The organism is Sphingopyxis sp. (assembly GCF_965227415.1).
Lineage (GTDB): Bacteria > Pseudomonadota > Alphaproteobacteria > Sphingomonadales > Sphingomonadaceae > Sphingopyxis.
Map to the genome: position 1 here is coordinate 714,005 of NZ_OZ245749.1, position 25,251 is coordinate 739,255.

Consider the following 25,251-nt stretch of genomic DNA (forward strand, 5'->3'; position numbering starts at 1 on the left):
CGCTAAGCCGCTTTCCCGCAAGTCGCGGCTGCGCTAACCGGCGCGGCAGATGACCGAGTCCTCTTCTTTTCCCGTACCGCGCGTGGCGGCGGTACTGCTTGCCGGCGGCCGCGGCACGCGCGCGGGTTTCGATCAGCCAAAGCAGGTCGAGATGCTGGGCGGAAAGCCGGTCCTGCAGTGGAGCATCGATGCCTTTGCGGCGCACCCGGCGATCGACGGCGGCGTGCTCGTCGCCAACAGTGACGTCATGGCAGCCGTCAATCCCCTGCCCGAAGCCTGGATTGCTGCTGATCCTGGCGCCGAACGCCAGCAATCGGTCGGCAATGCGCTTGCCGCGCTCGCGGACTGGGATGACGAGGCGTCGATCCTGATCCATGACGCAGCGCGTCCCGGCGTGACCGCCGAGGTAATCGATCGCCTGCTCGCCGCGCTGCAAAGCGCGGACGCGGCGATCCCGACCCTGCCCGTTCCCGACACGCTGGTCGAACAGACGGCGTCCGAAGCCGGCGACGTCGTTGACCGCAGCATCCTAGCGCGCGTTCAGACCCCGCAAGCCTTTCGCCTGGGAACGTTGCGCCTCGCGCATGCGGAAGCAATCGAAGCCGCGGCGACCGATGACGCGCAGCTTGTGCGCCGGCTGGGCATCGCGGTCGCGACGGTGCCGGGCGATGCGCGGCTCCACAAACTGACATATGCCGAGGATATGGCGATCCTTTCGGGGCTTTTGGGAACGGCAAATATGCGAACCGCGGTCGGCATGGGATATGATGTTCACCGCCTGGTTGCGGACAAGGCGCTGTGGATAGGCGGGATAGAAATCACACATAGTCATGGACTTGAAGGTCATAGCGATGCCGATGTCGCGCTCCATGCGTTGACCGATGCGATCCTCGGCGCGCTCGCCGAAGGCGATATCGGCGACCATTTTCCGCCCAGCGATCCGCAGTGGCGCGGTGCAGCATCGCACCGCTTCCTGGCCTTTGCGGGCGAGCGTGTATCGGCGCGCGGCGGGCATATCGGCCATGTCGACCTGACGATCATCGCCGAGGCGCCGAAAATTGGCCCGCATCGCTCGGCAATCCGCGCGCGCATCGCTGAAATCCTTGCGATTCCGGTTGGTCACGTTAGTGTGAAAGCCACGACGACCGAGCGGCTGGGGTTCACTGGCCGCCGCGAGGGGATCGCTGCCCAAGCCATCGCTGCGCTTTCGCTTCCGGAGAATTGAACCTTGCAGTCTGCCGATGACACGCGCCTCGCTGCGCGCGACGATCTTGCCACGATCGTCCTTGCCAACAACCGTGCTGCGGGGCGCAAGCTGGCGGTCGCCGAAAGCTGCACCGGCGGGATGGTATCGGTCGCCCTGACCGATATCGCGGGCAGCTCGGACGTCTTTTCGGCGGGTTTCATCACCTACTCCGGACACGCCAAGCAGTCGCAGCTCGACGTCAGCAGCGAAATCCTGGAAACCTTTGGCGAAGTCTCGCTGGCCACCGCATGGGCGATGGCGGCGGGCGCGCTGACGAACAGCGACGCCGACGTCGCCGTTGCGATCACTGGCATCGCGGGTCCGGGCGGCGGGTCCGAGAAGAAGCCGGTCGGCCAGGTCGTCTTCGCGCGCGCCTTGCGGGGGCAGAACCCCGACGATTATTTCACCCAGAGAGTCCAGTTCGATTCAAAGGACCGCGGTGCGATCCGCCACGCGGCAACCTTGTTCGCGCTTGAGCTGCTTCAGCCTGACAAGGACGCGCTGCGGCCGTCGGAAGATGTTGCACTGCCAGCGCCGTAAAGTTCGCCCGCGCGGGTTTCGAAAGCCGCGATCATCTTGCGCAGCGCCTTGTCGAACATCTGCCCTGCGAGCGTTTCGAACACCCGGCTGCGGAATGCGAAATCCACCATGAAATCGACCCGGCAGCCTCCGCTTTCGATCGGAGCGAAATGCCATTCATTGCTCAAATGCTTCATCGGGCCGTCGATGTAACTGACCGTGACGGCGCGCGCCCGCTCCTTGTGGACGCGGCACGAAAAGCTTTCGCGGAGGCCCTTGAAGCCGACGATCATGTCGGCGACCGCCTCATGCTCGCTGTCGCTGCGGACGCGGAGCGCGATCACCCACGGCAGGAATTCGGGATAGCGCGCGATGTCGGTGACGAGCGCGAACATCTGTTCGGCGCAATACGGCAATTCGCGCGTTTCGTGGTGCCGGGGCAAAGGCTGGTCAGTCCGCCTTGACGCGCGCCAGCTGCGCCTCGCGCGCGGCACGCATCCGCTCGAAATCATCGCCGGCATGATAGCTCGACCGCGTCAGCGGCGACGAAGCGACCTGAAGGAAGCCCTTGGCGCGCGCGATCTGTGCATAGGCGTCGAACGCCTGTGGCGTCACGAAGTCGATGACCTTCGTATGCTTCGGCGTCGGTTGCAGATACTGCCCCATCGTCATGAAATCGATGTCGGCGCTGCGCATGTCGTCCATCACCTGATGGACCTCCATCCGCTCCTCGCCAAGGCCGAGCATGATCCCGGACTTGGTGAAGATCGACGGATCGCGGCGCTTGACGCTTTCGAGCAGGCGCAGCGACGCATAATAGCGAGCGCCCGGACGGATCGTCGGATAGAGCCGCGGCACAGTCTCGAGATTATGGTTATAGACGTCGGGCCGCGCGTCGACGATCGCCGCGACCGCGCTTTCGGGCTTGTTGCGAAAATCGGGGGTCAGGATTTCGATCGTCGTCTGCGGCGTTTCGCGGCGCAGCGCCTCGATCACCTTCACGAACTGGCTTGCGCCGCCGTCGGGCAGATCGTCGCGATCGACCGAGGTGATCACGATATGGGTCAGCCCCATCTTCGCCGCAGCGATCGCCGTATGTTCGGGCTCGAGCAGGTCGACGGGGCGCGGCATGCCGGTCTTGACGTTGCAGAAGGCGCAGGCGCGCGTGCAGGTGTCGCCGAGGATCATCACCGTCGCATGCTTTTTCGTCCAGCATTCGCCGATATTCGGGCAGGCCGCTTCCTCGCAAACCGTGTGCAGATTGAGGTCGCGCATCAGCCGCTTGGTCTCGGCATAGCCGGGGCTGGTCGGCGCTTTGACGCGGATCCAGTCGGGTTTGCGGACGCGCTGCGAAGGCTGGGGCGGTTGTGCGGGAGCGTTCATGTCGCCCACATAGTCGTGCGCGCGCCTCTTCTCAACCTCTCTACCTATGCTAAGGCGCATCCATGACTCGCTTTGCAGATATGATCGATGGCTATCGCCGTTTCCGTAGCGGCGGCTGGCAGGAACAACGCGAACGCTGGGAACAGCTTGCCGAAGGCCAATCGCCTAAGGTGATGGTGATCGCCTGTTCGGACAGCCGGTCCGAACCTTCGCAGATCTTCGACACCAATCCGGGTGAGATTTTCGTCGTGCGCAATGTCGCCGCACTGGTACCGCCGTTCGAGACGACGCCGGGCCGCCACGGCGTGTCGGCCGCGCTGGAATTCGCGGTGCAGTTTCTGAAGGTCGAGGAAATCGTCGTGATGGGCCATGGCCTTTGCGGCGGCTGCCACGCGGCGCTGCACCGGACGATGGAGGGCGCCGAGCCCGGGCGTGGCGGCTTTATCGCCGACTGGATTGCGATGCTCGACGACGCAAGCGACGATGTGCGCGCCGACTATCCCGATTTCGACAATCGCGAAGCTGGCCGCGCGATGGAAATGGCGGCGGTGCGCGTGAGCATCGCCAATCTGCGTACTTTTCCTTGTATCCAGGAGAAGGAAAAGCGCGGAAGCCTGACCTTGCGCGGTGCGTTCTTCGCGATCAGCGACGGCGTTCTGCACATATTGGACGACGCGACGGGAGATTTTGCGCCGGCCTGAGGCCGAACAGGGAGGACGACATGAGCAAGAATGCTATGTGGCTGACGATCATCTTCGTCGCCGCCATCATCGGGGCTTTTCTGGGACCGTCGCTCGGCAATCTGCTCGGCGAAGGCACGATGCTGATCCTTGCGCCGCTCTTTCTGATCGGCGTCGTCGCCTTCTGCATCTGGGCGCTCTCCAGCAACAAAAGCGGCAAGAAAGCCGATAGTGCAACACTGGCTGACGCGCGCACGATGCGCGCGCCCGAGGGCAAGGGACGCATCTATATCACCCGCCGCGGCTTCGTGGCCGCGCTGCAGGGCATGAACGTGACGCTCGACGGAACCGCGCAAGGTCAGATCAAGTCCGGCCAGATGCTGATGGCCGAGGTCGAGCCGGGCACGCACCGCCTCCAGGTCGGTACGGCAAAAGCAAAGCTGGCCAACGCTGCGGAGATGGACATCGACGTCGGGGCTGGCGGCGTTGTCGTCGTCGACGCCATGATCGAAATGGGCGCGCTCAAGGGCAGCGTGAAGCTGTCCCGCCTCGACGCCGCCAAGGCGCGCGAAAATGTCAACGCGACCGCGCTGATCCTGTGGGAGGTCCCGCCGACCTGATCCGATCGCAATCCTCTCCCTTTCGTCGCCCTTTCGGGGCATTTGGCGGCGGAACGCCCGCCAACTGCGGGCAGCCGATTTTACCCTGCCGCGACGCGATGCCAAAGCAATCGCAGGTCGCAATCAGGGAGACATCCATGGCGCTTCGCCAACAATTACTCGCCGCCCCGGCGCTCGCGTCGCGGCGGCGCGCATTTCCTGGCGAAGACGAAAATTATGCCAAGGCGCGCAAATCGTTGCTCGCCGAGGAAATCGATCTTCGCCGCAAGATAGGCCGCGTTGCCGAGCAGCGCCGCGCGCTGCCGCCGGGGCCGCTGATGAAGGATTATCGATACAAGGACGCGAACGGCGCCGAACTCGGGCTCGCCGACCTGTTCGGCGATCATGACACCCTCGTCAGCTATTTCTGGATGTACGGCCCCGGCCGCGAACGCCCCTGCCCGATGTGCACCAACTGGTTGGGCGCGGTGAACGGCAATGGCACCGACATCAAACAGCGCGTCGCGCTCAAGATTTTCGGGCGGAGCGCCGTCGAACGGCAAAAGGCGTTCGCACAGGAGCGTGGCTGGCAGGCGCTGGATTTCGTCCAGACGGTCGGCGACGACTATGCAAAGGACTTCAACCTGCTCAACGCAGACGGCAGCGAGAATCCTGCGCTCGTCGTTTTCAAGCGCAATGACAGCGGCATTCGGCTGTTCTGGAAGAGCGAGATGGCGGCAGGGATGGCCGATCCGGGCCAGGATGCTCGCGACGCGCCCGATATCGCGTCCTTGTGGAGCATCCTTGACCTGACCCCCGATGGGCGCGGGACCGACTGGTATCCGTCGCTGGAATATTGAGGGGCCCAAGCGGCCGCGCCCGTTCCAAAACCCTTAAGATTGCCCTTCAACACGCCATTTTGTCGGCGCGCCGTGCATTACACTCGACGACCTGCGCAACCTTGCACCGTATCGAGAGTCCATTTGCGTGAAGGGGTCAGTGAATTTGCGGGACCCTGTAGATCATATATTGAAGGAGTCTCGAATGGGTGCCGTTTCCAAAAGTCCAAGAATGCTGTTGATGCTGGCGATGCTGGCCGGAACCGCGACTGTCAGCCTTGCCGCGCAGGAGCAGGAAACGACGGGTCAGGACACCGGCGGCGAGGTGATGGCGACCGTATATGGCACGCCCCCGCCCGACCTGACGAAGATGGCCGAAGGTCCCAAGGTCGAAGGCATCATCTCGGCGCGCAGCGGCGACAAGATGCAAGTCACGACCGCCGACGGCAACAACACGATCATCTCGATCCTCGATGCGACCCGGATCAAGGGCAGCGGTGGATTCCTGGGTCTCAACAGCAACAAACTCGCTGCGGCATCGCTGCTCAACGGACTGCCGGTGACGGTCGAAACGCGGCAGTGGGACGGCGGCCTGGTGGCAAGCCAGGTGGTTCTCAAGAACAAGGACCTCCGCACCGCGAACATGATCCGCAACGGCACCGACCAGCGCTTTGCCGAACAGACGGCCGCTACCGAAGCGCTGCGCAGCCGCGTCAGCGATATCGACCAGTATAATGTCAAAAGCACGACGAACGTGAATTTCGACACGGGCAAGGCGGTCCTTTCCGAACAGGCGAAGGGCGACCTTTGCACTGCGGCAAGCGCAGCCGAGGGGATGGACAACGCGCTGTTGCTGGTCGTCGGCTACACCGATTCGACGGGAAGCGACGAGTTCAACCAGGAACTGAGCGAAAAGCGCGCCAGCCGCGTCGTCAACTATCTGCAGCAGGCCTGCGGCTGGAAGCCTTATCGTATGCTGACCCCCACCGGAATGGCCGAAGCCGACCCGGCAGCGGACAACAGCACACCCGAAGGCAAGGCGCGGAATCGCCGCGTGGCGGTGAATATCCTGGTCAGCAAGGGCCTGGACGGACTGTAAGAGGCTCGGGGTGGGTTCTGCCCACCCCGGACTCTCGGCGTTGAAACGCCCGATCGGTCAAGGGATGGCGTAGGTCACATTCGCCTGCCCGACCGGCTTGTCCGCATCGTCCGTCCAAATGCGGACGTCCATCACCGCAAGCCGCTTGCCGAGGCGGAGCATATGCGCGTCGGCGGTCAGCGAACCCGGCCGGCACGGCCGCAGAAACTGATAATTGAGCGCGCTCGTCACCGCCATCGCGACCGGGCCGATATGCGCCAGCACCAGGGCATAGGCCACCATGTCGGCAAACCCCATCTGCGTCGGCCCCGAAATCAGCCCGCCCGGGCGCAGCGCTTTATCGCCGGGGTCCATGCGCGCCTGCACATGGCCGGGCGCGACGGAGACGACATAGCCACGCGAGCCGGGTTCGGCGTGCGGGAAAGCCTGCTCCAGAAAGTCGTTGAGCGCGTCCGCATCCATGCGGACGGCGCCCGACGATATCGGAGGTGCCTCCCCCGCCATCGAATTCAGCGCGTCAGTTTCTTGTACGACGTCGCATGCGGGCGCGTCGCATCGTCGCCGAAGCGGCGGATCTTGTCCTCTTCATAGGATTCGAAGTTTCCTTCGAACCATTCGACATGGCTGTCGCCCTCGAACGCGAGGATATGCGTGGCGAGGCGATCGAGGAAGAAGCGGTCATGGCTGATGACCACCGCGCAGCCCGCGAAATTCTCCAGCGCTTCTTCGAGCGCCGCGAGCGTTTCGGTGTCGAGATCGTTGGTCGGTTCGTCGAGCAGCAGCACATTGCCACCCTGTTTCAGCATTTTCGCCATATGAACGCGGTTGCGCTCACCGCCCGAAAGCTGCCCAACCTTCTTCTGCTGATCGACGCCCTTGAAATTGAAGGCGCCGACATAGGCGCGCGTCTGCATCTCGTGCTTGCCGATATTCATGATTTCGGCGCCGCCGGAGATTTCCTGCCAGACATTGTTGTCGGGGTTCAGGTCGTCGCGGCTCTGATCGACGAAGCCCAGATGGACGGTGTCGCCAATGACGACCTTGCCATTGTCGGGCGTCTCCTGCCCCGTGATCAGCTTGAACAGGGTCGACTTGCCGGCGCCGTTGGGGCCGATGACGCCGACGATGCCGCCGGGCGGGAGCGAGAAGCTCAGGTCCTCGAACAGCAATTTGTCGCCATAGGCTTTCGAGATATTCTCGACCTCGATGACCTTGCCGCCGAGCCGTTGCGGAACCTGAATGACGATCTGCGCCTTGCCGGGGATGCGCTTTTCCTGCGCTTCGACCAGCTGGTCAAAGCTCTTGATACGCGCTTTCGATTTGGCCTGTCGGGCTTTCGGCGACTGACGAATCCAGTCGAGCTCGTCCTTGATCGCTTTCTGGCGACCAGCATCCTCGCGCGATTCCTGCTCGAGGCGCTTGCCCTTCTTTTCCAGATAGGTGGAATAATTGCCTTCGTAGACAAAATAGCGGCCACGATCGAGTTCGAGGATCCAGTTCACGACATTGTCGAGGAAGTAGCGATCGTGCGTGACGAGGATGACGTTGCCCGGATAGTCGACGAGATGCTTTTCGAGCCACGCGACGCTTTCTGCATCCAGATGGTTCGTCGGTTCGTCGAGCAGCAGGATCGAGGGCTTTTCGAGCAGCAAGCGCGTGAGCGCGATGCGGCGCTTTTCGCCGCCGGAAAGGCTTTGGACGCCGGAATCACCCGGCGGACAGCGCAGCGCTTCCATCGCGATTTCGAGCTGGTTGTCGAGCGTCCAGCCGTCGACCGCATCGATCTTTTCCTGCAGCGTGCCCATTTCTTCCATCAGCGCGTCGAAATCGGCGTCGGCGGGCGGATCGGCCATCAGGGTGCTGATCTCGTTGAAGCGCTCCATCATGTCGGCGACGCCGCGAACGCCGTCCATGACGTTTTCCTTGACCGTCTTGGTCGGATCGAGCTCGGGCTCCTGCGCCAGATAGCCGACGGTGATCCCCTCGCCCGGCCAGGCTTCGCCGGTGAATTCGGTGTCGATGCCGGCCATGATCTTCATCAGCGTCGATTTACCCGTGCCGTTCGGACCGACGATGCCGATCTTGGCATCGGGGTAGAATTGCAGGCTCAGGTCCTTGAGCGTCGGCTTTTGCGCGCCGGGATAGGTCTTGTTCAGACCCTTCATCACGAAACTATATTGGGCGGCCATGGATATGCTCCGGTAGGGGCTGGGCCGCGAGCGCGGCCGGGAGAGTTGCGCGCCGGTTAGCGAATGGGCGCGGGGTTGGCAATCGGCGCTTGCGAGCGGCGGAAGCCGCGCTAGGAAAGCGGCCATGAAAAACTTTCCTGCCCCTGCCCGCTTTGTCGGGATCGCTGCTCTCTGTCTCGCCGCGACCCACGCCTCAGCTTCGGACGCCGCTCCCGAAAGCGCCGTCGATCTGGCGCAGCATGGCGCGGACCCCGCATGGTCGATCGTTGAAGACCTGACGACCGAGATCGGGCCGCGCATGGCCGGGACCGAAGCCGAAGCCGCGGCGCGACGCTGGGCCATTGCACGTTTGCAGGCGCTGGGCTTCGCCAATGTGCGCGAAGAGCAGTTCGACCTGCCCGTCTGGGTGCGCGGTGAAGAACAGGCCTGGCTCACCGGCCCGTTCCAGCCGCAGAAACTGGCGGTCACCGCGCTCGGCAATTCCGCCTCGACCGGGTCCAAGGGGATCGAAGGCGACATTGCCTATTTCGAAAGCTTCGACGCTCTCGCCGGCGCATCGGACGCCAAGGTAAAGGGCAAGATCGTCTTCATCGACAACCAGATGAAAGCAGCGCAGGACGGCAGCGGCTATGGCTATTATGGCCGTGGCCGCTTCACTGGTCCCAATGTTGCGGCGAAAAAGGGCGCGATCGCGATCGTCATTCGGAGTATCGGCACCGATGCGCACCGCAACCCGCACACCGGCGTCACCAATTTCGATCCGGGCGTCAAGCCGATCCCTGCGGGAGCAATCTCGAACCCCGATGCCGATCAACTGGCCCGTCAGTGGAAGCGGGCGGTCGCTGTCACGCAGCCCGAACCGCTCCACATGAAGCTCGTCCTGACGCCGCAGAATCTCGGCACCAAGCATTCGGGCAATGTCATCGCCGAAGTTCCGGGCAGCGACCCAGCCGCCAGTCCCATTATCGTCGCCTGCCATCTCGACAGCTGGGATCTTGGCACCGGCGCGATCGATGACGCGGCGGGCTGTGGCATCATCACCGCCGCTGCCGGGCATGTGATGAAAGCCGCCACGCCACGCCGCACGATCCGCATCCTGTGGGCCGGTGCCGAAGAAGTCGGGGTGTTCGGCGGCAAGGCCTATTTCGAGACGCACGGAAAAGAGAAGCATGCCGCCGCGCTGGAGTCGGATTTCGGCGCCGACCGCGTCTGGCGGATCGACTTCAAACTTCCCGACAGCGCCAAACCCGTCGCCGACCGGATCGCTGCCGCGGTGATGCCGTTCGGCGTCGTGCGCGGCAAGCAGCCCGCCGGCGGCGGCGCCGACATCGGTGCGCTCGTCCAGGCGGGCGTTCCCGCAATCGATTTGCAGCAGGACGGGACACGTTATTTCGATGTCCACCACACGCCCGACGACACGCTCGACAAGATCGACCCCATGCAATTGCGGCAAAATGTGACCGTTTGGGCCGCGACTCTGGCGATTCTTGCCAACAGCACGGATGACGAACTTCCGTAAGTATGACGAAGAAATGACAGATTTCCGCCAGCGCTGGCCATCTCAATTATTTTTGTTGACGATTCACGCGGAACGGCTAAATCCCGCGGCTCGCGGTACGGGAAAGTTCCCCGACGCGTTAAGGCATTTTAGGGAGCCCACACATCATGAAGAAGTTTGCTGCTATCGCTGTTGCTGCCAGCATGTTCGCCCTCGCCGCTTGCGGTGAAAAGGCTGCTGAAGAAGCCACCACCGACGCTCCGGCTGCCGAAGCTGTTGCAGAAGAAGGCGCCGACGCCGCTGCTGCTGGCGCCGACGCCGCTGCCGCTGGTGCCGACGCTGCCGCTGCTGGCGCCGAAGCTGCTGCTCCGGCCGCTGACGCCGCTGCTGCTCCGGCCGCTGACGCTGCTGCCGCTCCGGCCGCAGACGCCAAGGCTGCTGCTCCGGCTGAAGCCAAGAAGTAAGTCACAGCCCCTCGGGGCATGACTGAAACGAGAAACGGGCGGTCTTCCTTCGGGAAGGCCGCCTTTTTCTTTGGGCGCGGTGTCCCTAGTTCAGCTGACCCTGGATGCTGATCGTGAAGCCGGTCGGCGTCCCCGTCGATCCCGCCATCGCGCCTTGCGGGCGCAGGCAGATGAATTTGACCGCCGGATCATAGGCCGCGACCGGCGTATAGCCGCAGGCGGCAAAGGTCGCGGGCTTGGTCGCCGAATTGGAATAGCGGACGTCGGTCGCGCTGTTGAACGTCAGCCCGCTTGTCGGCGATCCTTGCGTAAAGACCGGCGCCGCGGCGCTGCCGACAATGATCTGCAACGGCAGCGTATCGACGATCAGCAGCGTGTTGTTATCGACCGCGGCCGGGCCGCTGTTCTGCACCTGAAAGCTGTAGCGGACGATCGCGCCGGGGATCGCTTTCGGATTGGTCGTTCCATTGACCGGATCGGATACCAGCACCGATGTCTTCGCCATTCCTAGCGTCGCGTTCGCCGCGCGCTTGGTGTTGGTAATGATACAACTGACGACGTCGCCCATCTGGGGCGTCACGCCCCCGCCCGCCGCTGTCGGAAGCACCGTCGAGGACGTGGCGGCGTTGGTGCACAGCATCGCCGATGTGTATTGACCCAGATCGGTCGTCCCACTGGCCGCTTCCCCCAGCGTGTAGGCTGTGCCTGCCACGACCTGCGTCTGCGGCGTCGCGGCGTTGGTCACCGTCGTCCCGGTGCCGGTCGTCGTCGTCGTTGCAACGACCGTTGCGCCCTGGTTGATATTCATTGCGAACTGGTCGCCCGCAAACTGCCGTCCGCCACTACCCAGCGCTTTGGTCAGCGTCAGGTGTGGAAACGGAGTCTCGGTAAAGGTGCATTGCACCGCGTCGCCGAAAAGCAGCGAGCCGAAATTATACGATGTCGTGATGACGTTGGTCGGCATCACCGTCGCCGACGCGGTGCTGTTGATACACGTGAGCGAGGACCGGTATTTGGCGAGCGCGCTGGTGCTGCCCGCCGCCATCGACTGGTTGAGCGTGAGCGGAATCGCCGCTGTGCTCGACAGCGCTGCGGCGGCAAAGGGTCCCAGCCCGGTTCCGCTCGACGTTCCCGAAGCCAGCGTGGCGCCGCCGCTCGTGGCGTTGATCGAGAAAGTGAACTGGTCGGCGGCGTTCAGGCGCGCGCCCGAAATCTGGGTGTTGAGGCGGATCGAAGCAAAGCGGACCGCGAACATCGTCCCCTGCAGCCCGCCGCCGACAAGCGTCGTCGTCACCTGCGTCGGCGAAACCGATCCGACGATATAGGCGCCAACATTGCCGTCGGCCCCCGTCACGTTGAAGCTGTTGGTCCCCGCCCCGGTGGCGGTCGGATAGGTCGAGCCGCTGATCGGGCCCGCGGTGTCGAGCAATTGCCAATTGCCGCCGTTGGTCTGGAACCGCAGCGTCTCGCCGCCGTTCGAGGATTCGCCGTCGGCACCGACGAACATATAGGCGCTGACCGTTCCCGACGATGGCGGCGTCAGCGTGATGCCGGTGATCTGAATCGTCGTGGTGCCGGCAGCGGTCTGATAAAGGATGGGGCGGCCCGCGATGCCCAGAAATGCGGTATTGCCGATTGCAGCGCCCGTCCACGACGGCGACGTGGCCGACACGGCGGCCGTGCCCGACACGCGCATGTTGAAACTCATCACCGTCCCGTCGGGCAAGGTGAAAGAGAGATTCTGCCCGCCCGCGGTCCGCGCCGTCGTATCGTTATAGGTCGTGAGGTCGAGCCAACAATAGGTCTGCCAGTCGGCCGGGCCGGTCGTGCCCTGCGACGTCGCATAGTAACAGGGCGCGGCAAAGGCCGGGCTCGCCACGCACAGCACCGCAAGCAGCGCGCAAAGCGCCGCGATCAGCTTGTTCAGTCTGATGCCCACCCGTTTCAAATGCTCTGGTCCTTGGCGTGGACTATAAGCACAAATGTTTAGAGGGGTGTTAAGGGTGATTAAGGCGGCGCAAAACCGCGCAACGCGCCTATCGTTCGGTAGAAATGGTCGGGGAGACAGGATTCGAACCTGCGACATCTTGCTCCCAAAGCAAGCGCGCTACCGGGCTGCGCCACTCCCCGAACCGCAGGCGCCTTAGACGGCGCGGTGGCACAAGTCTATCCCGTAGAGGTCGCAATCAGCCGCGCATAGAAATCAATCATGCGTTTGAAGCTGTCGATGGCCATATGCTCGTTGGTGCCGTGGATCATCGCCGATTCCTTGAGGCTGAAATGCATCGGCATGAAGCGATACACTTCTTGCGACACCGGCTCCATGCTGCGGCTATCGGTGCCCGCAACGACAAGCGTCGGGGTCAGCACAGCCGTCGGCGCATCAGCGCGCGCCGCCGCCGCGATCCATTTCCAGCCCGGTGAGCTGGTCGACGAGACACGCGACGGCTCACGCGGCGGCTTGACCCACGCGAGTTCGACCTTGGTATCACCCACCGCGTCCCTGGCACGCGCCATGACGTCGGCCGAACTGTTCCATGGCGCGATGCGATAATTGATCAGTGCGTTCGCCGACTGCGGCAGCACATTCTCCTTGGGGCTGCCTTCCAGCATCGTCGGCGCGATCGTGGTGTGGAAGGCGGCAGCGGTGGTCGGCGCAGCGCCGAGCTGGCGCTTGAGCAGCGATCCGAAGAGCCATTGGTTCGCGACCGCCATCTTGGTCGTGCCGCCCTTCTTGGCCGCGAGCGATTCGATCATCGACGCGCCGGGTCCGCGCACGTCGAGCGGGAACGGCTTACCCGTGATGGCAAGCACCGCCTTGGCGAGCGTTTCGACGCCGGTTTCGGCCGGCGGCATCGAGCTGTGGCCGCCAGGCGCGTTTGCCGTGACCTTCAGCGTGCCATAGCCTTTTTCAGCAATGCCGATCATGATCGCGGGGCCATCGATCACGGGCGTGTCGGTCAGGACGATGCTGCCTTCGTCGAGCGTATAGATCGCCTTCACGCCCTCGGCCTTCAGCTTCGCCGCCGCCGCAACTGCGCCCGAACCACCGGCCTCTTCGTCATGTCCCGAGATCAGATAGATCCCCCGCTTGGGCTTGAACCCGGCTTTGGCGAGGGCATCGAGCGCCTCGAACAGGCCGACGAGCGATCCCTTGTCGTCCACGGTGCCGCGGCCCCACACCGCCTTCTCGGCGATCGTCCCCGCAAAGGGCGGGTATTTCCAGTCGGCTTCGGTGCCCGGCGTGACCGGCACGACGTCCTGATGCGCCATGACGATGATCGGCGCGAGCGACGCGTCGCTGCCCGGCCAGTGATAGACGAGCGTGCGGTTGGGCAGGATCGTGCGCGCCATCGCGGCGTGCGCCGCCGGATAGCTCGTCGCGAGCCAGGCGTGGAGCTTGTCCCACTCCGCGACGTCGTTGGCGGCGGGGTCCTGGTTCGATACAGTACGCAGCTGCGCTGCTTCGCTGAGATGGCGGACGGCGGCATCCAGATCATAAGCGGGCGCGGGCGCCAGCGTCACGTCGCTGCCGTCAGCGACGTCCTTTGGTGCGAAGTTCGCGGTGCGAACCGCCACAGTGCCCGCAACGACGGCGAGCGCAGCGATCCCGACCAGGAAGATCGTCCGGCGTTTGCGCATATTCCTCTCCCATTTCCCGTGCGCCACAAGACCGCGATTGGTCGCGATATGCAACCCAATCCTGCCCAAACCGGAATCGCGCAAACTTGAAACGCCGGTGAGGCCGCTCCGCGCCGATACGCTTGCCGGGCGCAGTCCCGGAAAGCACCGACGCCAAAGGAAATGGTGGGCCCGGCAGGACTCGAACCCGCAACCTAGCCGTTATGAGCGGCCAGCTCTAACCGTTGAGCTACAGGCCCCCCTTTCGACACCCGGCGGGGGATGTGCGGGCGATAGCGGAGCGAGCCGACGATTGGCAAGCCGCTTAGGGGCTCAGGCCTGCGCCTTTCGCGCTGCCATCGCCAAGATTCCAGCGGTATCGATCGCGTCGACGCCGCGGTTTGCCAGATGGCTCAGCACGGCATCCCACCAGCGATAGAATCGGTCGAGATCACTGTCGGTCCGCACATAGGGCGTGTTTCCCACCTTTAACGATGGCGAATGAAACGAGAAGTTGAGGATCGGCACCTGCTGGCCCAGCGCCACATCGATCGCGCGACAGGCGCGCTCGGCGGGGATGCCCTCGGGCGTCAGCGCTATGCGCTCGACAAGGCCGAGCCGCGCCAGCGCCGCGCCGGCATGCATGCCGTTGCGCGCAATCCGGTGATAGACGCTTTGCCCCGCAGCGCCCAGAAAACCGCCAAAGACGGTTGTGACGGGGACTTCGAGCACGGCCCCCGCCGTCGTCGACACCCACCAGGGGTGCAGCGGCGCACCGCGATAGTCGGGTCCCTGACCCTTGCGATAGTCGAACCCGGCGCGAACCGACGTGTCGCAACGAAACCCAAGTTCGGCAAGCATGGTCGCGGTCTCAGGTCCCAGCCCATAACGTCCGGCGCGATAGACGGTCGGGGCAACGCCGAACCGGCGCGCGATTGCATCGCGCAACGCTTCCATCTTGGCGCGTTGAAGCGGGGCCGGAAGATTGCCCGTATAGCTGTTGAACTCGTTGACGTCCTCGTCGTGCGGGGGCGTGACCCACGGATGGAGCTGCGCCCCGACGTCGCATCGACCGCCTCTCTGCGCCTTGCCCAGGATGTCGACGGCGCGATCATCCTGCACGATCGGCCAATCGACCAGATAGATGGGCACGACCCCGGCGCGCTCAAAATAGCCCTGACATTCGGCAAGCGCCGGAACCGAATCGAGCCGGAAACCCGTGCGGGCGAACGGCGCCGCCCAGTCGAAATCCTCTTCGGTGTCGATCGTGACCCAAAAGCGCGGGCGTTCTTCCGCGTCGAGCGCGACCAGCTCGGATTCCGCCGGATATGCCTGGAAATCGCCCGCAGGCCGCACCTTGATCCCCTTTGCCTCCGCCTGCCCGGCGCGGCTACTCGCTCTGCTGGATGCCGAGCTCCGTATCCGCTCTTGGGTTGGCCGAGGGCAGGTGCAAGGTCAAGGCGTTATGCCCGATGTCGAGGCGTCCGCCGACGCCGCGCGCGAGGCTGTCGACAAGGCGGAGTGAAAAGCCAAGGCTCAGGATGGCGGCGCCCGGCGCCTCGCCTTCGGGGCTGAAGCCGGGGTCGAGCAGGTCGGCAGCGGTCGCAAAGCGGATCGCGACCGGCCTCACGACGCGAAGCTGCAACATGTCGTCGTGTCCCGCTTCCACGACCAATTGGCCGACCAGCGTTGCGCCGGGCTCCGAAACGTCGACAAGCGCGGTAAGCAAGCGACCGATCATCCGCCGCGAATTGGCATCATTGGCTTGTGCGAGGAACGGCCCACCGACGCGCGAGATGCTGAGGTCGATCCGCTGCTCGACCATCACATCGGCAAGGTCGCTCTGCACTTGCGTCATAACGACGCCGATATCGACGACTTCGCTCGGCAACGGCATCGGCGGTACATTGACCGCACGCGCGGCCGTCTCCAGATCGTCGATGATATCCTGGATCGAACCCGCATCGGCGACGATCGTTTTGGCCATCGCGCGGTACGTTCCGCTGACCGGGCCGAACATCTGACCCGAAATAATCTGTCCGAAACCGGAAATAGCGTTCAACGGACTGCGCAGTTCGTGGATCAACTGACGGATCGAATCGCCCGAATCCGCAGCGGCCGGGCGGCCATAAGGCATTTCGCTGGGCTGCGGCCGTCGCGCGCTGCCGCGATAGCCGCGGAACTGCCCCGTAGCGGGATCAAACCAGGGCAAGGCGGAGAAGCGCCATTCGCCCGATTCGCCCGGCATTCCTTCGATGATCATCCGCGCGTTGATGATTTCGGCGCGCTGGCGGAATGCCCCCGCAGAGGCGCCATCGGTGCCGGGCTCGCCGCCGAACGCCGCTTCGGCAATCGACAGGCCGATCGCGGCGCCGCGCGTGATGCCATCGACCCAACAGATCACGCCGTCGGCGCCGGTTTCGAACAGGAAACTCGTCCGCGCCGGACGGGCTGTCGGCTGGCTGCGCGATGACTGATATTTATCGATGCGGCGGACCAGTTCGCTGATCTGGCTCGGCATCGTTTCGGCAGCGGATGTATCGGCCACCGCAGCAATCTTGGCCACAGCCGGCTTTTCGGGCTGCGGCAGCGCGACCGAGCCGGCGCCGAGACTCTCGAGCGCGCGGCGGACCTTGACCGGCAAATCGTCTCGGCCAGCCAGAATCGACCGTGCTGTCGCAGCGGTCGCGGGCAACAGAGCCAGCCAATCGGCCTCCGACAGCCGCGCGCGGAGCAACATCGCCGTCGACACCGCGGGGACATCGTTCGCATAGAACGCCACCAGCGGTGCGAAGCGGCCGTGGCGCGCAATCGCCTGAGCGCAATCGCGGCGCACATGTTCAGGAACTTCGGGGCGCAGCACAGCAAGAGCATGCAACGAACGACGAATATCGTCATCATCCAGTTGATTGCCGCGCTGTGCCAGAATATCGGATATCTGGCGCCAAGCCGCGATGCTGGCACGGCGATCCTTCGGCGCCTGGCGCAAGATAGTCGCGATCATCGAGTCAGCCGTCACGCGCGCCCCGCCCCACTCACTTTGTTGGTTAGCATATGCTTATCGGCTAGCGTGAATCGTCCGGTCATGAAAGTGGCTTCGCAGACCACGTCACATTGTGGGACAATTGCATTCGCCTGAAATATTATTATGGTCATGACAGTTTTGGAAAGCGGATGTTTCAATGATGGCCAGCCAGAAATTCGATCAGATCGACCTGCAGATCCTTAGCGAGCTGCAGAAAAATGGACGAATGACCAACGTCGAACTGGCGCAAATGGTAGGACTCACGGCGCCGCCCTGCCTGCGCCGGGTCCGCGCGCTTGAGGAAGCCGGGGTTATCCGGTCCTATCATGCCGATCTCGATGCTGCGAAACTCGGCTATGGCATCACCGTCTTCGCCATGGTCAGCCTTCGCAGCCAGGCCGAATCCGATCTGAAATCGTTCGAAGATTATGTCGGCAAGCTGCCCGAAGTTCGCGAATGCTACATGCTGAACGGCGAAATCGACTTCCTGCTGAAGGTCGTTGCGCGCGACCTGCAAAGCTTTCAGTCTTTCCTGACCGCGCACCTGACCTCGGCGCCAAATGTCACGAGCGTGAAGACGTCGTTGACGATTCGCACCGCAAAGCAGCTCGCCGGAATTCCCGTCGAGCCGTGATATCTTCGCAAATCACTTGAAGAACGGGCGCCATCCCCAACGGATGGCGCCCTTTCTTTGTCAGCGAGAAAGCTAGCTGCCGGTTGCGGGGGCCGCAGCGGGCGCTGCCGGTGCAGGCGGCGGCGACTGGATATGGACCGTCCAAAGCTTTGCGAGTCGCGTCCGGTCACCCGTTATCTTGGCGAACGTAGCCGACGCGGCATCCTTCTGTCCGGCGAGCGCCTGAGCCACGCCCAGACGATATAGCGCCACCGGATCCGATGCGGCGACACCTTCGTACAGCGGGATCGCCTTCGCATATTCGCCGATTCCGACGAGCGCGTCGGCCGTTGCGCGCGCGGCCTTCGGGTTGGCCGGGGGCTTGTTCGCGTCGGCGAGCAGGCCCGGACGGTCAGCCTTGAACCGCTCGCCCTGCGTTTCGAGGATCGGGCCGAACTTTGCGTCATTCTTCTGGAAGACGCTCTTGCTTACCCCTTGCTCGATGATCGAGACGACCTCGCCCGGATATCCGGCTTCGGTCGCGAGCGCCGCATATTCCAGATATTCGCCGCGTTCGGTCATGGCGTTGGTGGCGCGCATCAGGCGCAGCACGTCCAGCGTCATGTCCTTGTTGTCGCCCGACTGTTGCAACAGGATATACAGCGTGTTGCGCCACACTGCGGGTTGCGGCCAATCGCGAACGCGCAGCGTCAGGATATCGAGAAGATCGTCGGTGCGCTTCGCCGCCTGCAGCGCCTTTGCGGGGCGTACATACAGTTCTTCGGACGGGCGCTGTCCGGCTGCGCGGCTCGCCTCGATCGCGGATTTCGCCAAAGCGACGCCTTTGTCGACCTGATTGCTGTTGAGATAGCTGTCCATCAGCAACAGCGACAGGCTGGCCTCTTTGGACCCTGCGGCCTGCGCGGCTTCGAGCCGCTGGATAGCCTTGGGATAGTTTTTGGCGACATAGGAAAAATTGCCCGAATAGAAATTATAGGCGCCAAGGCTTTCCGCCGGTGAAACGCCCGAATCGAGCATGGCGTCGAGGCCTTTATCCTGCGCTGCCGTGTCCTTGTTCAGGAGGCCGAGCTGGAGGGTGTAATATCCATGCCAGTACCGATCGCCGGCTTCGGTCGCCCCGGCCTGGCTTTCGGCAAGAGCCGCTTGCAGAGCAGCCGCGTCCTTGGCCGCCGTGGCGTCGATCATCTTCTTGACCGCGGGCGTAAAACCCTTGCTGACCGGCACTTCGGCGGCCTTCTTGGTCTCTTCCTTCTTCGGCTTGTCCTTTGCGGCAGCCGGAGCAGCGCTCGCGATCAGCGCGCAGCCAAGAACAGCAGCCATCGCCGTCGCGGGCATCTGGCGGAAACGGGTGAACATCGAAATCTCTCCTCAGAAACGGCCGCCTTGCCATGACGCAAGCGGGGGGCTCAGCCGCGGTCATAACGCGGCTAAACCCCTAGCGTTGCCAAGGCAAGACGGCCGGGATCGATATTTCTATCGGAGAAGCTGGCTGAACGAAGATTGAACTGAATAGGGTTCAGGCGAAGCCGTCGACGGCGGCGTTGATTTGACGCAAGACCGCAGGATCGCCAGGCGCGCCATCCATCGCCACTTCGGCAAGCTGGATCAGCGGAACGATACCAAAGGTTGCGGCAAGGCTCTTCAACCGTTCGGCAGCGACGTGCCAATTGGCGTCGCAGCGCGAGCGGCGCATCAGGTCGGACAGCTCTCGCGCGCTCGCCATAAAGCTTGCTCGCAATTCCATCGCCATGGCGGGATCGTCTCCCACCGCAGCGCTGATGTACCGGTCGAGGGGGCCGCTATCGAAGGACATTCCACAGCCTTCGCAGATCGTCGTTAAGTTTCCGTTTCATGGCGGCCATTTGATGCTAAGATGGCGCGATGACGGGGGAAAAGAAAATCGTCGGATTGTGGCGGGATTCCGCGGCAAACCAGGAAGCCGAAGGCGAAGCTCGGGCGGAAGCCGCTGTGAGCGAGGCCGCGTCGCGGCCAGAGGCCGAGGTGCCAGCGGAGCGCGATTGGCTCGACATGACGCCGCTCGCAGACCTCGATGATGGATGGACAGCCGACGCCCAGCCAAAGGCGGTTTGGCGCGACCGGCTTGTTCCGTCCTTGCTGGTCCTGCTCGCCATAAGCTGGATGGCCTTTTCGTTCGGCATAGCGACCGAAGGGTTCGCGCGCGGCCCCGCGCTCGGCGAATGGCCGGCTACCCTCGCGATCATCACGATGCCGCTCACGCTGCTCGCGGTCCTCTGGATCGCGCTGCTCCGCTCGGGACGGTCGGAACAGGCACGGTTCGCGCGCGTCGCGACCGCGCTGCGCAACGAAAATATGGCGCTCAATCAGTCGATGCACTCGCTGGGGCTTCATCTCGCCGACGCACAAAAGCAGCTTTCCGAGCAAGCGAAGACGATCCAGCAATTGGGGCTCGACACGGTCCTGCGGCTGAGCGAGAGCAGCGACAAGCTCGCAACCAACGCCTCGGTCATCGCCAATGCGCACGATCAGCTCGCCCGCTCGGGTGATGTCGCATTGCAGCGAATGGACGGCTTGCTGGCGGGGCTGCCGCGGATCGACGATGTCGCGCAGCGGCTTGCAGTCAATTTCCGCGAGGCCGGCCTTGTCGCGCACCAGCAGGGCGCAAATCTGGAAGCGAAGCTTGCCGAGCTGGGCGAGGAAGCGGCTAAGGCTGCACAAACGAGCGAAGCCTCTGCCGCCAGCCTGCACGAGGCGATCGGCGCGCTGGCGCAGCAAGCGAAGGAAACCGAAGACGGATTGCTCACGACAGCGTCGCAGGTGACCGACGCGCATGGCGTTGCGCTCGCCCAGATGGCTCAAGCCTCCGCAACGGCGCGCGACGATCTCAAATCGACGATCGCGGCGGTGACGGGGCAGATGGACGGCAGCTGGAAACAGTTTCGAGACGGCGTCGACAGCGCCGCCACGCAGCTCGACGTCCGGCTCGCGGCCGCACGCGTCGCCGGTGACGCTATGGGTGCGCAACTCGCCGCGCACGGCGGAGCCAGCGAAGCACTCGCCTCGCGCATCACGGCGCATGTAGCCGAAGTCGGGCAGCAGCTCGAACACCTGGACGCCAGCGTATCGACGAGCACCGGCGTCATCGGCCGCGCGATTGACGATACCAAGGGTCAGCTGACAGCTTTCGTGACCGAGGTACAGAGCGGAAACGGGTCGGCACAGCAGCTCATCTCGCAGGCCGAATCGCTGCTTCTCGCGCTGGATGCCGTGACGCGCGAACTCGACGAAACATTGCCGCATGCGCTCGACCGGATGGTATCGCACGGCAAGACGACCCACACCACGCTTGCGCAGCTCAAGCCGATGCTCGAATCGTCCGAACTGGTCGCCCAGTCGACGCTGTCGCATGTCAACGCGGTCAAATCGACGCTCCAGGCGAACGAAGACCAGATGACCGAGCATGCAGGCAGCCAGCAGGCGCTCGTCGAACGCATCAATGCCTCGCTTGCCGAAGCCAACACCGCGCTTGCCAATCTGCGTAGTGGTGCCGACGAATTTGCCGAGCAGGGCGGCGCACGGATGATCGCCACCCTGGGCGAGGTCCGCACGACTGCCGATTCGGCTGCCGAGGAAGCGCGCCAGACACTCGACAAGCTTGTCTCGGGCGCGCGCGAAGCAATGCAGGCAACCGCGACCGAAGCAATCGACGCGGCCTTCAAGACCGAGATCATGGCACAGCTGTCAGCGATCGAAGACGCGTCACAGCGTGCGGTCGAAGCCGCCAACGGCGCCGCCGACCGGTTGATGCGCCAGTTGATCACGATCATGGACACCAGCGCCAGCGTCGAACAGCGCGCGCTCGAAACCGAACAGGCGATTGCGGCGTCGGATCGCGATTCGCTCGCGAAGCAGGTCGGTGTGCTCACCGAAGCGCTCAAATCGACGGCGATCGATGTCACCAAGATCTTGTCGAGCGAAGTCAGCGACACCGCCTGGGACGCATATCTCAAGGGCGACCGCGGTGTGTTTGCGCGGCGCGCGGTCAAGTTGATCGAAAATGGCGAAGCCCGCGAAATCCTGCGCCTGTACCAGAGCGACGGAGGCTTCCATGCGTCGGTGAACCAGTTCATCCACGATTTCGAGGCAATGCTGCGCCTGCTGATCAGCGCGCGCGACGGATCGGCGATCAGCGTGACTCTGCTGTCGTCGGATATCGGCAAGCTTTACGTGGCGCTGGCGCAGGCGATCGACCGTCTGCGGAACTAGGCCGCATTCGGAATAGCGGATTGGCGCGGCGGCGTTCGGCCGAAAACAGTCGCGGTCTTGTCCCGTCCCGTCCCGTCCCGTCTCGTCTTCGTCATTCCTGCGAAAGCGGGAACCCGGTTCCCACGCTCGCTCGCTGGGTTCCCGCTTTCGCGGGAATGACGACATGAGCGATGACCGCTCGTCAACCCAACCGGACGCTCAATCGCTGGTAATCCCGGACCTGATCCGGGATCCATGAGTTCACGGCAGCTGTGGAGCCCGGATCAGGTCCGGGGTGCCGAACGCGGAGACGATCGCCCTCGATCAGCGTCGTCGTCCCGCTGATGGTCGGTGTTGAACCCTGAAAACGGACCATTGCGCACGATTTGCATGTGAGCCCCGGCGATGGCCAGGATCCAGAGCGTGCGCACGGAACATCGGCTTTGAAACGCCCCGGAACCCCGGCTTTTGCCGGGGAACACGCCGGGTCGGACGAATGTCCGCTCCCCACGCCACAGCAGGCATCGACCAACAATCGGCCTGTGCGCTACTAGGCCCGCCCGCTCAGCACGTCGGGATCGGCCCAACCGTTCACATAGGCGATATAATAGAGCACGAAGCCGATCGTCGCGATGATCGTCATCTGCAGCAAGATACGCCTCGGACGAAAAGTCGCCGGCGCACCGGGGTCCTGCCCTCTCACCAGCGGCATGGCATCGTCGTCGGCACGGCGACCGTGGAAGGGCAGAATGAAGAAGGCGCTGAACGACCAGAACAGCGTATAGATCGCCAGCATCGACGTCCATTTCATCGTCAGATATCCACGATCAGCACGTCAGTGACGGGCTTTTTGCCGGTCCAGTCGGTCGCAACGCGCCGGACGCCGAGGCGGATCGCTTCCTTCAGCGCATTGCGGTCGCGCGCCTTGCCCGTCGCGGCCTGCTTGGCGGCGTCGTTCATTTCCTCGAGGAAAGTTTCGCGATCGTCCTCGACCGGCACGCCGCGATACTGGATCTCGCTGTTGGCGAATTTTCCGCGCGCAAAAACCACCGCGACCGAAATCTGTCCGTGCAGCGCCAATTTGCGTCGTTCATTGATCGTCTCGCCGTCCGCGGGAAGGATGACGTCGCCATCGAGGATCAGGCGGCCTGCATGCACGCGCTCGATGATCTTCGCCGGGCCGGGTGCAAGGCGAACGAGGTCACCGTTTTCCTGGATCAGCGCATCCGGAACGCCCTTTTCGAGCGCGAAGCGCGCCTGTTCGTGCATGTGGCGGATTTCGCCATGCACAGGAACGACGAGTTTCGGCCGCAGCCAACCATAAAGCGCGGCGAGTTCGGGCTGGCCCGGGTGACCGCTGACGTGGATATGCGCCTGCTTTTCGGTCACCGTGAGCACGTCCTTGGCGGCGAGCTGGTTCATGATCCGCCCGATCGCGACCTCGTTGCCGGGGATCTGTTTGGAGGAAAAGACGACCGTGTCTCCCGCTTCCAGCTTGATCTGGTGGCCGTCGAACGCCATCCGCGCCAGGGCGGCGCGCGGTTCGCCCTGCCCGCCGGTCGCGATGACCATGACCTTGTCGCGCGGCAAACGCATCGCTTCGTCGAAATCGACCGTCGGCGGGAAATCGTGCAGATAGCCGACCGAGCGCGCAACGCCGAGGATGCGGTCGAGCGACCGCCCCGCGACACAGAGCGTGCGCCCGCTGGCCTTTGCAACTTCGCCCAGCGTCTTGAGGCGGGCGGCGTTGGAGGCAAAGGTGGTGACGATCACCCTGCCCCTGGCCTCGCCGACCGCGGTCCGCAGTCCGTCGAACAGCCCGCCCTCACTGCCCGAAGCCTCGGGATTGAAAGCATTGGTCGAATCGCCGACCAGAACATCGATCCCTTCATTGCCGAGTTTGGTGAGCGCCGCCGCCGACGACGGGGTGCCCAGCACCGGATCGTCGTCGAGCTTCCAGTCGCCGGTATGAAACACCCGGCCATAGGGCGTGTCGATCACCGCCGCGCTCATCTCGAGGATCGAATGGGCGAGCGGGAGGAAGCGGATTCCGAACGGGCCGAGCTGGAACTGCGCGTCGATATCGACCACATGGACCTTGACCTGCTTCTCCAGCCCCTCTTCGATCAGCTTGCCCGCGATCAGCCCCGCGGTGAAGCGGTTGGCATAGAGCGGAACGCCCAGATCGGCGGCGAGATAAGGCAAGGCGCCGATATGATCCTCATGCCCGTGGGTCAGCACGATGCCGAGCAGGTCCTTCTTGCGATCCTCGATGAATTCCAGATCGGGCATGATGATGTCGATGCCCGGATAGTCGTGCGTCCCAAAGGTCACGCCGAGATCGAGCATGATCCACTTGCCGTCACAGCCATAGAGGTTGGCGTTCATGCCAATCTCGCCCGACCCGCCAAGCGCGAGGAAAAGCAGCTCCTTGCCAGGTACGGTCATGCCCCGGCGCCCCGCTGGTGATACAGGTGCATCAGGCCGTTCAGCGTCAGATCGGGTTCGATCCGGTCAAAGAGATGCGCCTGCTTGTCGAACAATGTGGCGAGCCCTCCGGTTGCAATCACGGTGAGCGGCTTGCCGATTTCGGCTTTCATACGCGCAATCAATCCTTCCATCATGGAGACATAGCCCCAATAAACCCCGATAAGCATCTGACTTTCGGTTGTTCTTCCAATAACACTGTCGGTGCCCGGTGCTTCGATCGCGATGCGCGGCAGCTTTGCGGCGGCGGCGACCAGCGCTTCGAGCGAGAGATTGACCCCGGGAGCGATGATCCCGCCCAGATAGGCGCCGTCGGGACCGATATGGTCGAGCGTTGTCGCAGTGCCAAAGCTGATGACGAGCTTGTCCTTGCCCGGTTCGACCGCTTGCGCCGAGATCGCGTTGACCGCGCGGTCGGCGCCGACCGATTGCGGCTCGTCGACCTTGAGCGCGATGCCCCAACTCACCGGCTCTCGCCCTGCGACGAGCGCATCGACGCCGAAATATTTATGCGCGAGCAACTGAAGATTATGGAGCGCGCGCGGAACGACCGTCGAGATGATCACAGCGTCAACATGGGCGCGATCATGGCCCTCGATGCGCAAAAGCTGGTCGAGCCAGACCATATATTCATCGGCGGTGCGGCGATCGTCGGTCGCGATCCGCCAGCGGGCGAGCAGCTCCTGCCCCTGGAAAAGCGCGAACTTGGCATTGGTATTGCCGACATCGATCGCGAGCAGCACC

Annotated in this window: 23 protein-coding genes and 2 tRNA genes; 10 read left to right on the plus strand and 15 right to left on the minus strand. The window is 63.6% G+C overall.

Annotated features, from left to right (window positions below):
- Positions 1-49 precede the first annotated feature (49 nt).
- Positions 50-1,225 carry a bifunctional 2-C-methyl-D-erythritol 4-phosphate cytidylyltransferase/2-C-methyl-D-erythritol 2,4-cyclodiphosphate synthase gene (locus tag ACO055_RS03375; protein ID WP_422061201.1) on the plus strand — a complete coding sequence of 392 codons (1,176 nt, stop codon included), beginning with the start codon at positions 50-52 and terminating at the stop codon, positions 1,223-1,225.
- Positions 1,226-1,228: 3 nt separating this feature from the next.
- The gene (locus ACO055_RS03380; RefSeq protein WP_422061202.1) at positions 1,229-1,786 is read left to right on the plus strand and encodes a CinA family protein; all 558 of its coding nucleotides are present in this window, start codon (positions 1,229-1,231) and stop codon (positions 1,784-1,786) included.
- Here ACO055_RS03380 and ACO055_RS03385 read toward each other — a convergent pair.
- Entirely contained in the window at positions 1,729-2,208 is a 480-nt protein-coding gene (locus tag ACO055_RS03385; protein WP_422061203.1) for a type II toxin-antitoxin system RatA family toxin, read from the minus strand. The two genes, ACO055_RS03380 and ACO055_RS03385, sit on opposite strands and share 58 nt — an antisense overlap.
- Positions 2,209-2,215: 7 nt before the next feature.
- Entirely contained in the window at positions 2,216-3,148 is a 933-nt protein-coding gene (gene lipA, locus ACO055_RS03390) for a lipoyl synthase (protein WP_422061204.1), read from the minus strand.
- 62 nt (positions 3,149-3,210) lie between these two features.
- Between lipA and ACO055_RS03395 the strand changes: the two genes are divergently transcribed.
- From ACO055_RS03395 to ACO055_RS03410, 4 genes are all read left to right on the plus strand, one after another.
- Positions 3,211-3,849, plus strand: a complete 639-nt coding sequence (locus ACO055_RS03395; protein ID WP_422061205.1) for a carbonic anhydrase — start codon at positions 3,211-3,213, stop codon at positions 3,847-3,849.
- A 20-nt stretch (positions 3,850-3,869) separates the two neighbouring features.
- Positions 3,870-4,448, plus strand: coding sequence for a hypothetical protein (locus ACO055_RS03400; protein WP_422061206.1), 579 nt, complete (start codon positions 3,870-3,872; stop codon positions 4,446-4,448).
- Between the two features lie 137 nt (positions 4,449-4,585).
- Positions 4,586-5,287 (plus strand): DUF899 family protein, encoded by a 702-nt coding sequence (locus ACO055_RS03405; protein WP_422061207.1) that lies wholly within the window; start codon positions 4,586-4,588, stop codon positions 5,285-5,287.
- A 184-nt stretch (positions 5,288-5,471) separates the two neighbouring features.
- Positions 5,472-6,365, plus strand: coding sequence for an OmpA family protein (locus tag ACO055_RS03410; protein WP_422061208.1), 894 nt, complete (start codon positions 5,472-5,474; stop codon positions 6,363-6,365).
- Between the two features lie 57 nt (positions 6,366-6,422).
- On the opposite strand, the gene ACO055_RS03415 is transcribed toward ACO055_RS03410, so the two are convergent.
- Both ACO055_RS03415 and ettA read right to left on the minus strand, forming a co-directional pair.
- Positions 6,423-6,827, minus strand: coding sequence for a PaaI family thioesterase (locus ACO055_RS03415; protein ID WP_422061209.1), 405 nt, complete (start codon positions 6,825-6,827; stop codon positions 6,423-6,425).
- 47 nt (positions 6,828-6,874) lie between these two features.
- Positions 6,875-8,554 (minus strand): energy-dependent translational throttle protein EttA, encoded by a 1,680-nt coding sequence (gene ettA / locus ACO055_RS03420; protein WP_422061210.1) that lies wholly within the window; start codon positions 8,552-8,554, stop codon positions 6,875-6,877.
- Positions 8,555-8,678: 124 nt separating this feature from the next.
- On the opposite strand from ettA, the gene ACO055_RS03425 reads away from it, so the two are divergent.
- The gene (locus tag ACO055_RS03425) at positions 8,679-10,073 is read left to right on the plus strand and encodes a M28 family peptidase (RefSeq protein WP_422061211.1); all 1,395 of its coding nucleotides are present in this window, start codon (positions 8,679-8,681) and stop codon (positions 10,071-10,073) included.
- Between the two features lie 204 nt (positions 10,074-10,277).
- Positions 10,278-10,538 (plus strand): hypothetical protein, encoded by a 261-nt coding sequence (locus ACO055_RS03430; RefSeq protein WP_422061212.1) that lies wholly within the window; start codon positions 10,278-10,280, stop codon positions 10,536-10,538.
- Positions 10,539-10,601: 63 nt separating this feature from the next.
- Here the strand turns inward: ACO055_RS03430 and ACO055_RS03435 are convergent, their stop codons facing one another.
- The 6 genes from ACO055_RS03435 to ACO055_RS03460 all read right to left on the minus strand — a co-directional run bounded on the left by ACO055_RS03435 (position 10,602) and on the right by ACO055_RS03460 (position 17,141).
- Positions 10,602-12,455, minus strand: a complete 1,854-nt coding sequence (locus ACO055_RS03435; RefSeq protein ID WP_422062404.1) for a hypothetical protein — start codon at positions 12,453-12,455, stop codon at positions 10,602-10,604.
- Between the two features lie 114 nt (positions 12,456-12,569).
- Positions 12,570-12,646 (minus strand) — tRNA-Pro (locus ACO055_RS03440).
- Positions 12,647-12,682: 36 nt separating this feature from the next.
- On the minus strand, positions 12,683-14,158 hold the full coding sequence (locus tag ACO055_RS03445) for a M20 family peptidase (RefSeq protein ID WP_422061213.1): 1,476 nt from the start codon (positions 14,156-14,158) through the stop codon (positions 12,683-12,685).
- Between the two features lie 163 nt (positions 14,159-14,321).
- Positions 14,322-14,397 (minus strand) — tRNA-Ile (locus tag ACO055_RS03450).
- Between the two features lie 73 nt (positions 14,398-14,470).
- Positions 14,471-15,493 carry a polysaccharide deacetylase family protein gene (locus ACO055_RS03455; RefSeq protein WP_422061214.1) on the minus strand — a complete coding sequence of 341 codons (1,023 nt, stop codon included), beginning with the start codon at positions 15,491-15,493 and terminating at the stop codon, positions 14,471-14,473.
- A 34-nt stretch (positions 15,494-15,527) separates the two neighbouring features.
- Entirely contained in the window at positions 15,528-17,141 is a 1,614-nt protein-coding gene (locus tag ACO055_RS03460) for a sensor histidine kinase (protein ID WP_422061215.1), read from the minus strand.
- 181 nt (positions 17,142-17,322) lie between these two features.
- Here ACO055_RS03460 and ACO055_RS03465 point away from each other — a divergent pair, with 181 nt between their 5' ends.
- Positions 17,323-17,796 (plus strand): Lrp/AsnC family transcriptional regulator, encoded by a 474-nt coding sequence (locus tag ACO055_RS03465; RefSeq protein WP_422061216.1) that lies wholly within the window; start codon positions 17,323-17,325, stop codon positions 17,794-17,796.
- A 72-nt stretch (positions 17,797-17,868) separates the two neighbouring features.
- Here ACO055_RS03465 and ACO055_RS03470 read toward each other — a convergent pair whose 3' ends face one another.
- Both ACO055_RS03470 and ACO055_RS03475 read right to left on the minus strand, forming a co-directional pair.
- Positions 17,869-19,152, minus strand: a complete 1,284-nt coding sequence (locus tag ACO055_RS03470) for a tetratricopeptide repeat protein (RefSeq protein ID WP_422061217.1) — start codon at positions 19,150-19,152, stop codon at positions 17,869-17,871.
- A gap of 160 nt (positions 19,153-19,312) precedes the next feature.
- Positions 19,313-19,609: an Hpt domain-containing protein gene (locus ACO055_RS03475; protein ID WP_422061218.1), complete on the minus strand. Its 297-nt coding sequence runs from the start codon at positions 19,607-19,609 to the stop codon at positions 19,313-19,315.
- Between the two features lie 68 nt (positions 19,610-19,677).
- On the opposite strand from ACO055_RS03475, the gene ACO055_RS03480 reads away from it, so the two are divergent.
- Complete coding sequence (locus tag ACO055_RS03480) at positions 19,678-22,041, plus strand: hypothetical protein (protein ID WP_422061219.1); 2,364 nt, start codon at positions 19,678-19,680, stop codon at positions 22,039-22,041.
- Positions 22,042-22,570: 529 nt separating this feature from the next.
- Here ACO055_RS03480 and ACO055_RS03485 read toward each other — a convergent pair.
- Genes ACO055_RS03485 through ACO055_RS03495 form a run of 3 tightly spaced genes read right to left on the minus strand, consistent with a single transcriptional unit; the run spans position 22,571 to position 25,250 of the window.
- The gene (locus ACO055_RS03485; protein ID WP_422061220.1) at positions 22,571-22,831 is read right to left on the minus strand and encodes a DUF1467 family protein; all 261 of its coding nucleotides are present in this window, start codon (positions 22,829-22,831) and stop codon (positions 22,571-22,573) included.
- Positions 22,832-22,833: 2 nt separating this feature from the next.
- Positions 22,834-24,468 (minus strand): ribonuclease J, encoded by a 1,635-nt coding sequence (locus tag ACO055_RS03490; RefSeq protein WP_422061221.1) that lies wholly within the window; start codon positions 24,466-24,468, stop codon positions 22,834-22,836.
- The gene (locus ACO055_RS03495) at positions 24,465-25,250 is read right to left on the minus strand and encodes a type III pantothenate kinase (protein ID WP_422061222.1); all 786 of its coding nucleotides are present in this window, start codon (positions 25,248-25,250) and stop codon (positions 24,465-24,467) included. The genes ACO055_RS03490 and ACO055_RS03495 overlap by 4 nt, the downstream gene beginning before the upstream one ends.
- Between the last annotated feature and the right edge of the window lies 1 nt (position 25,251).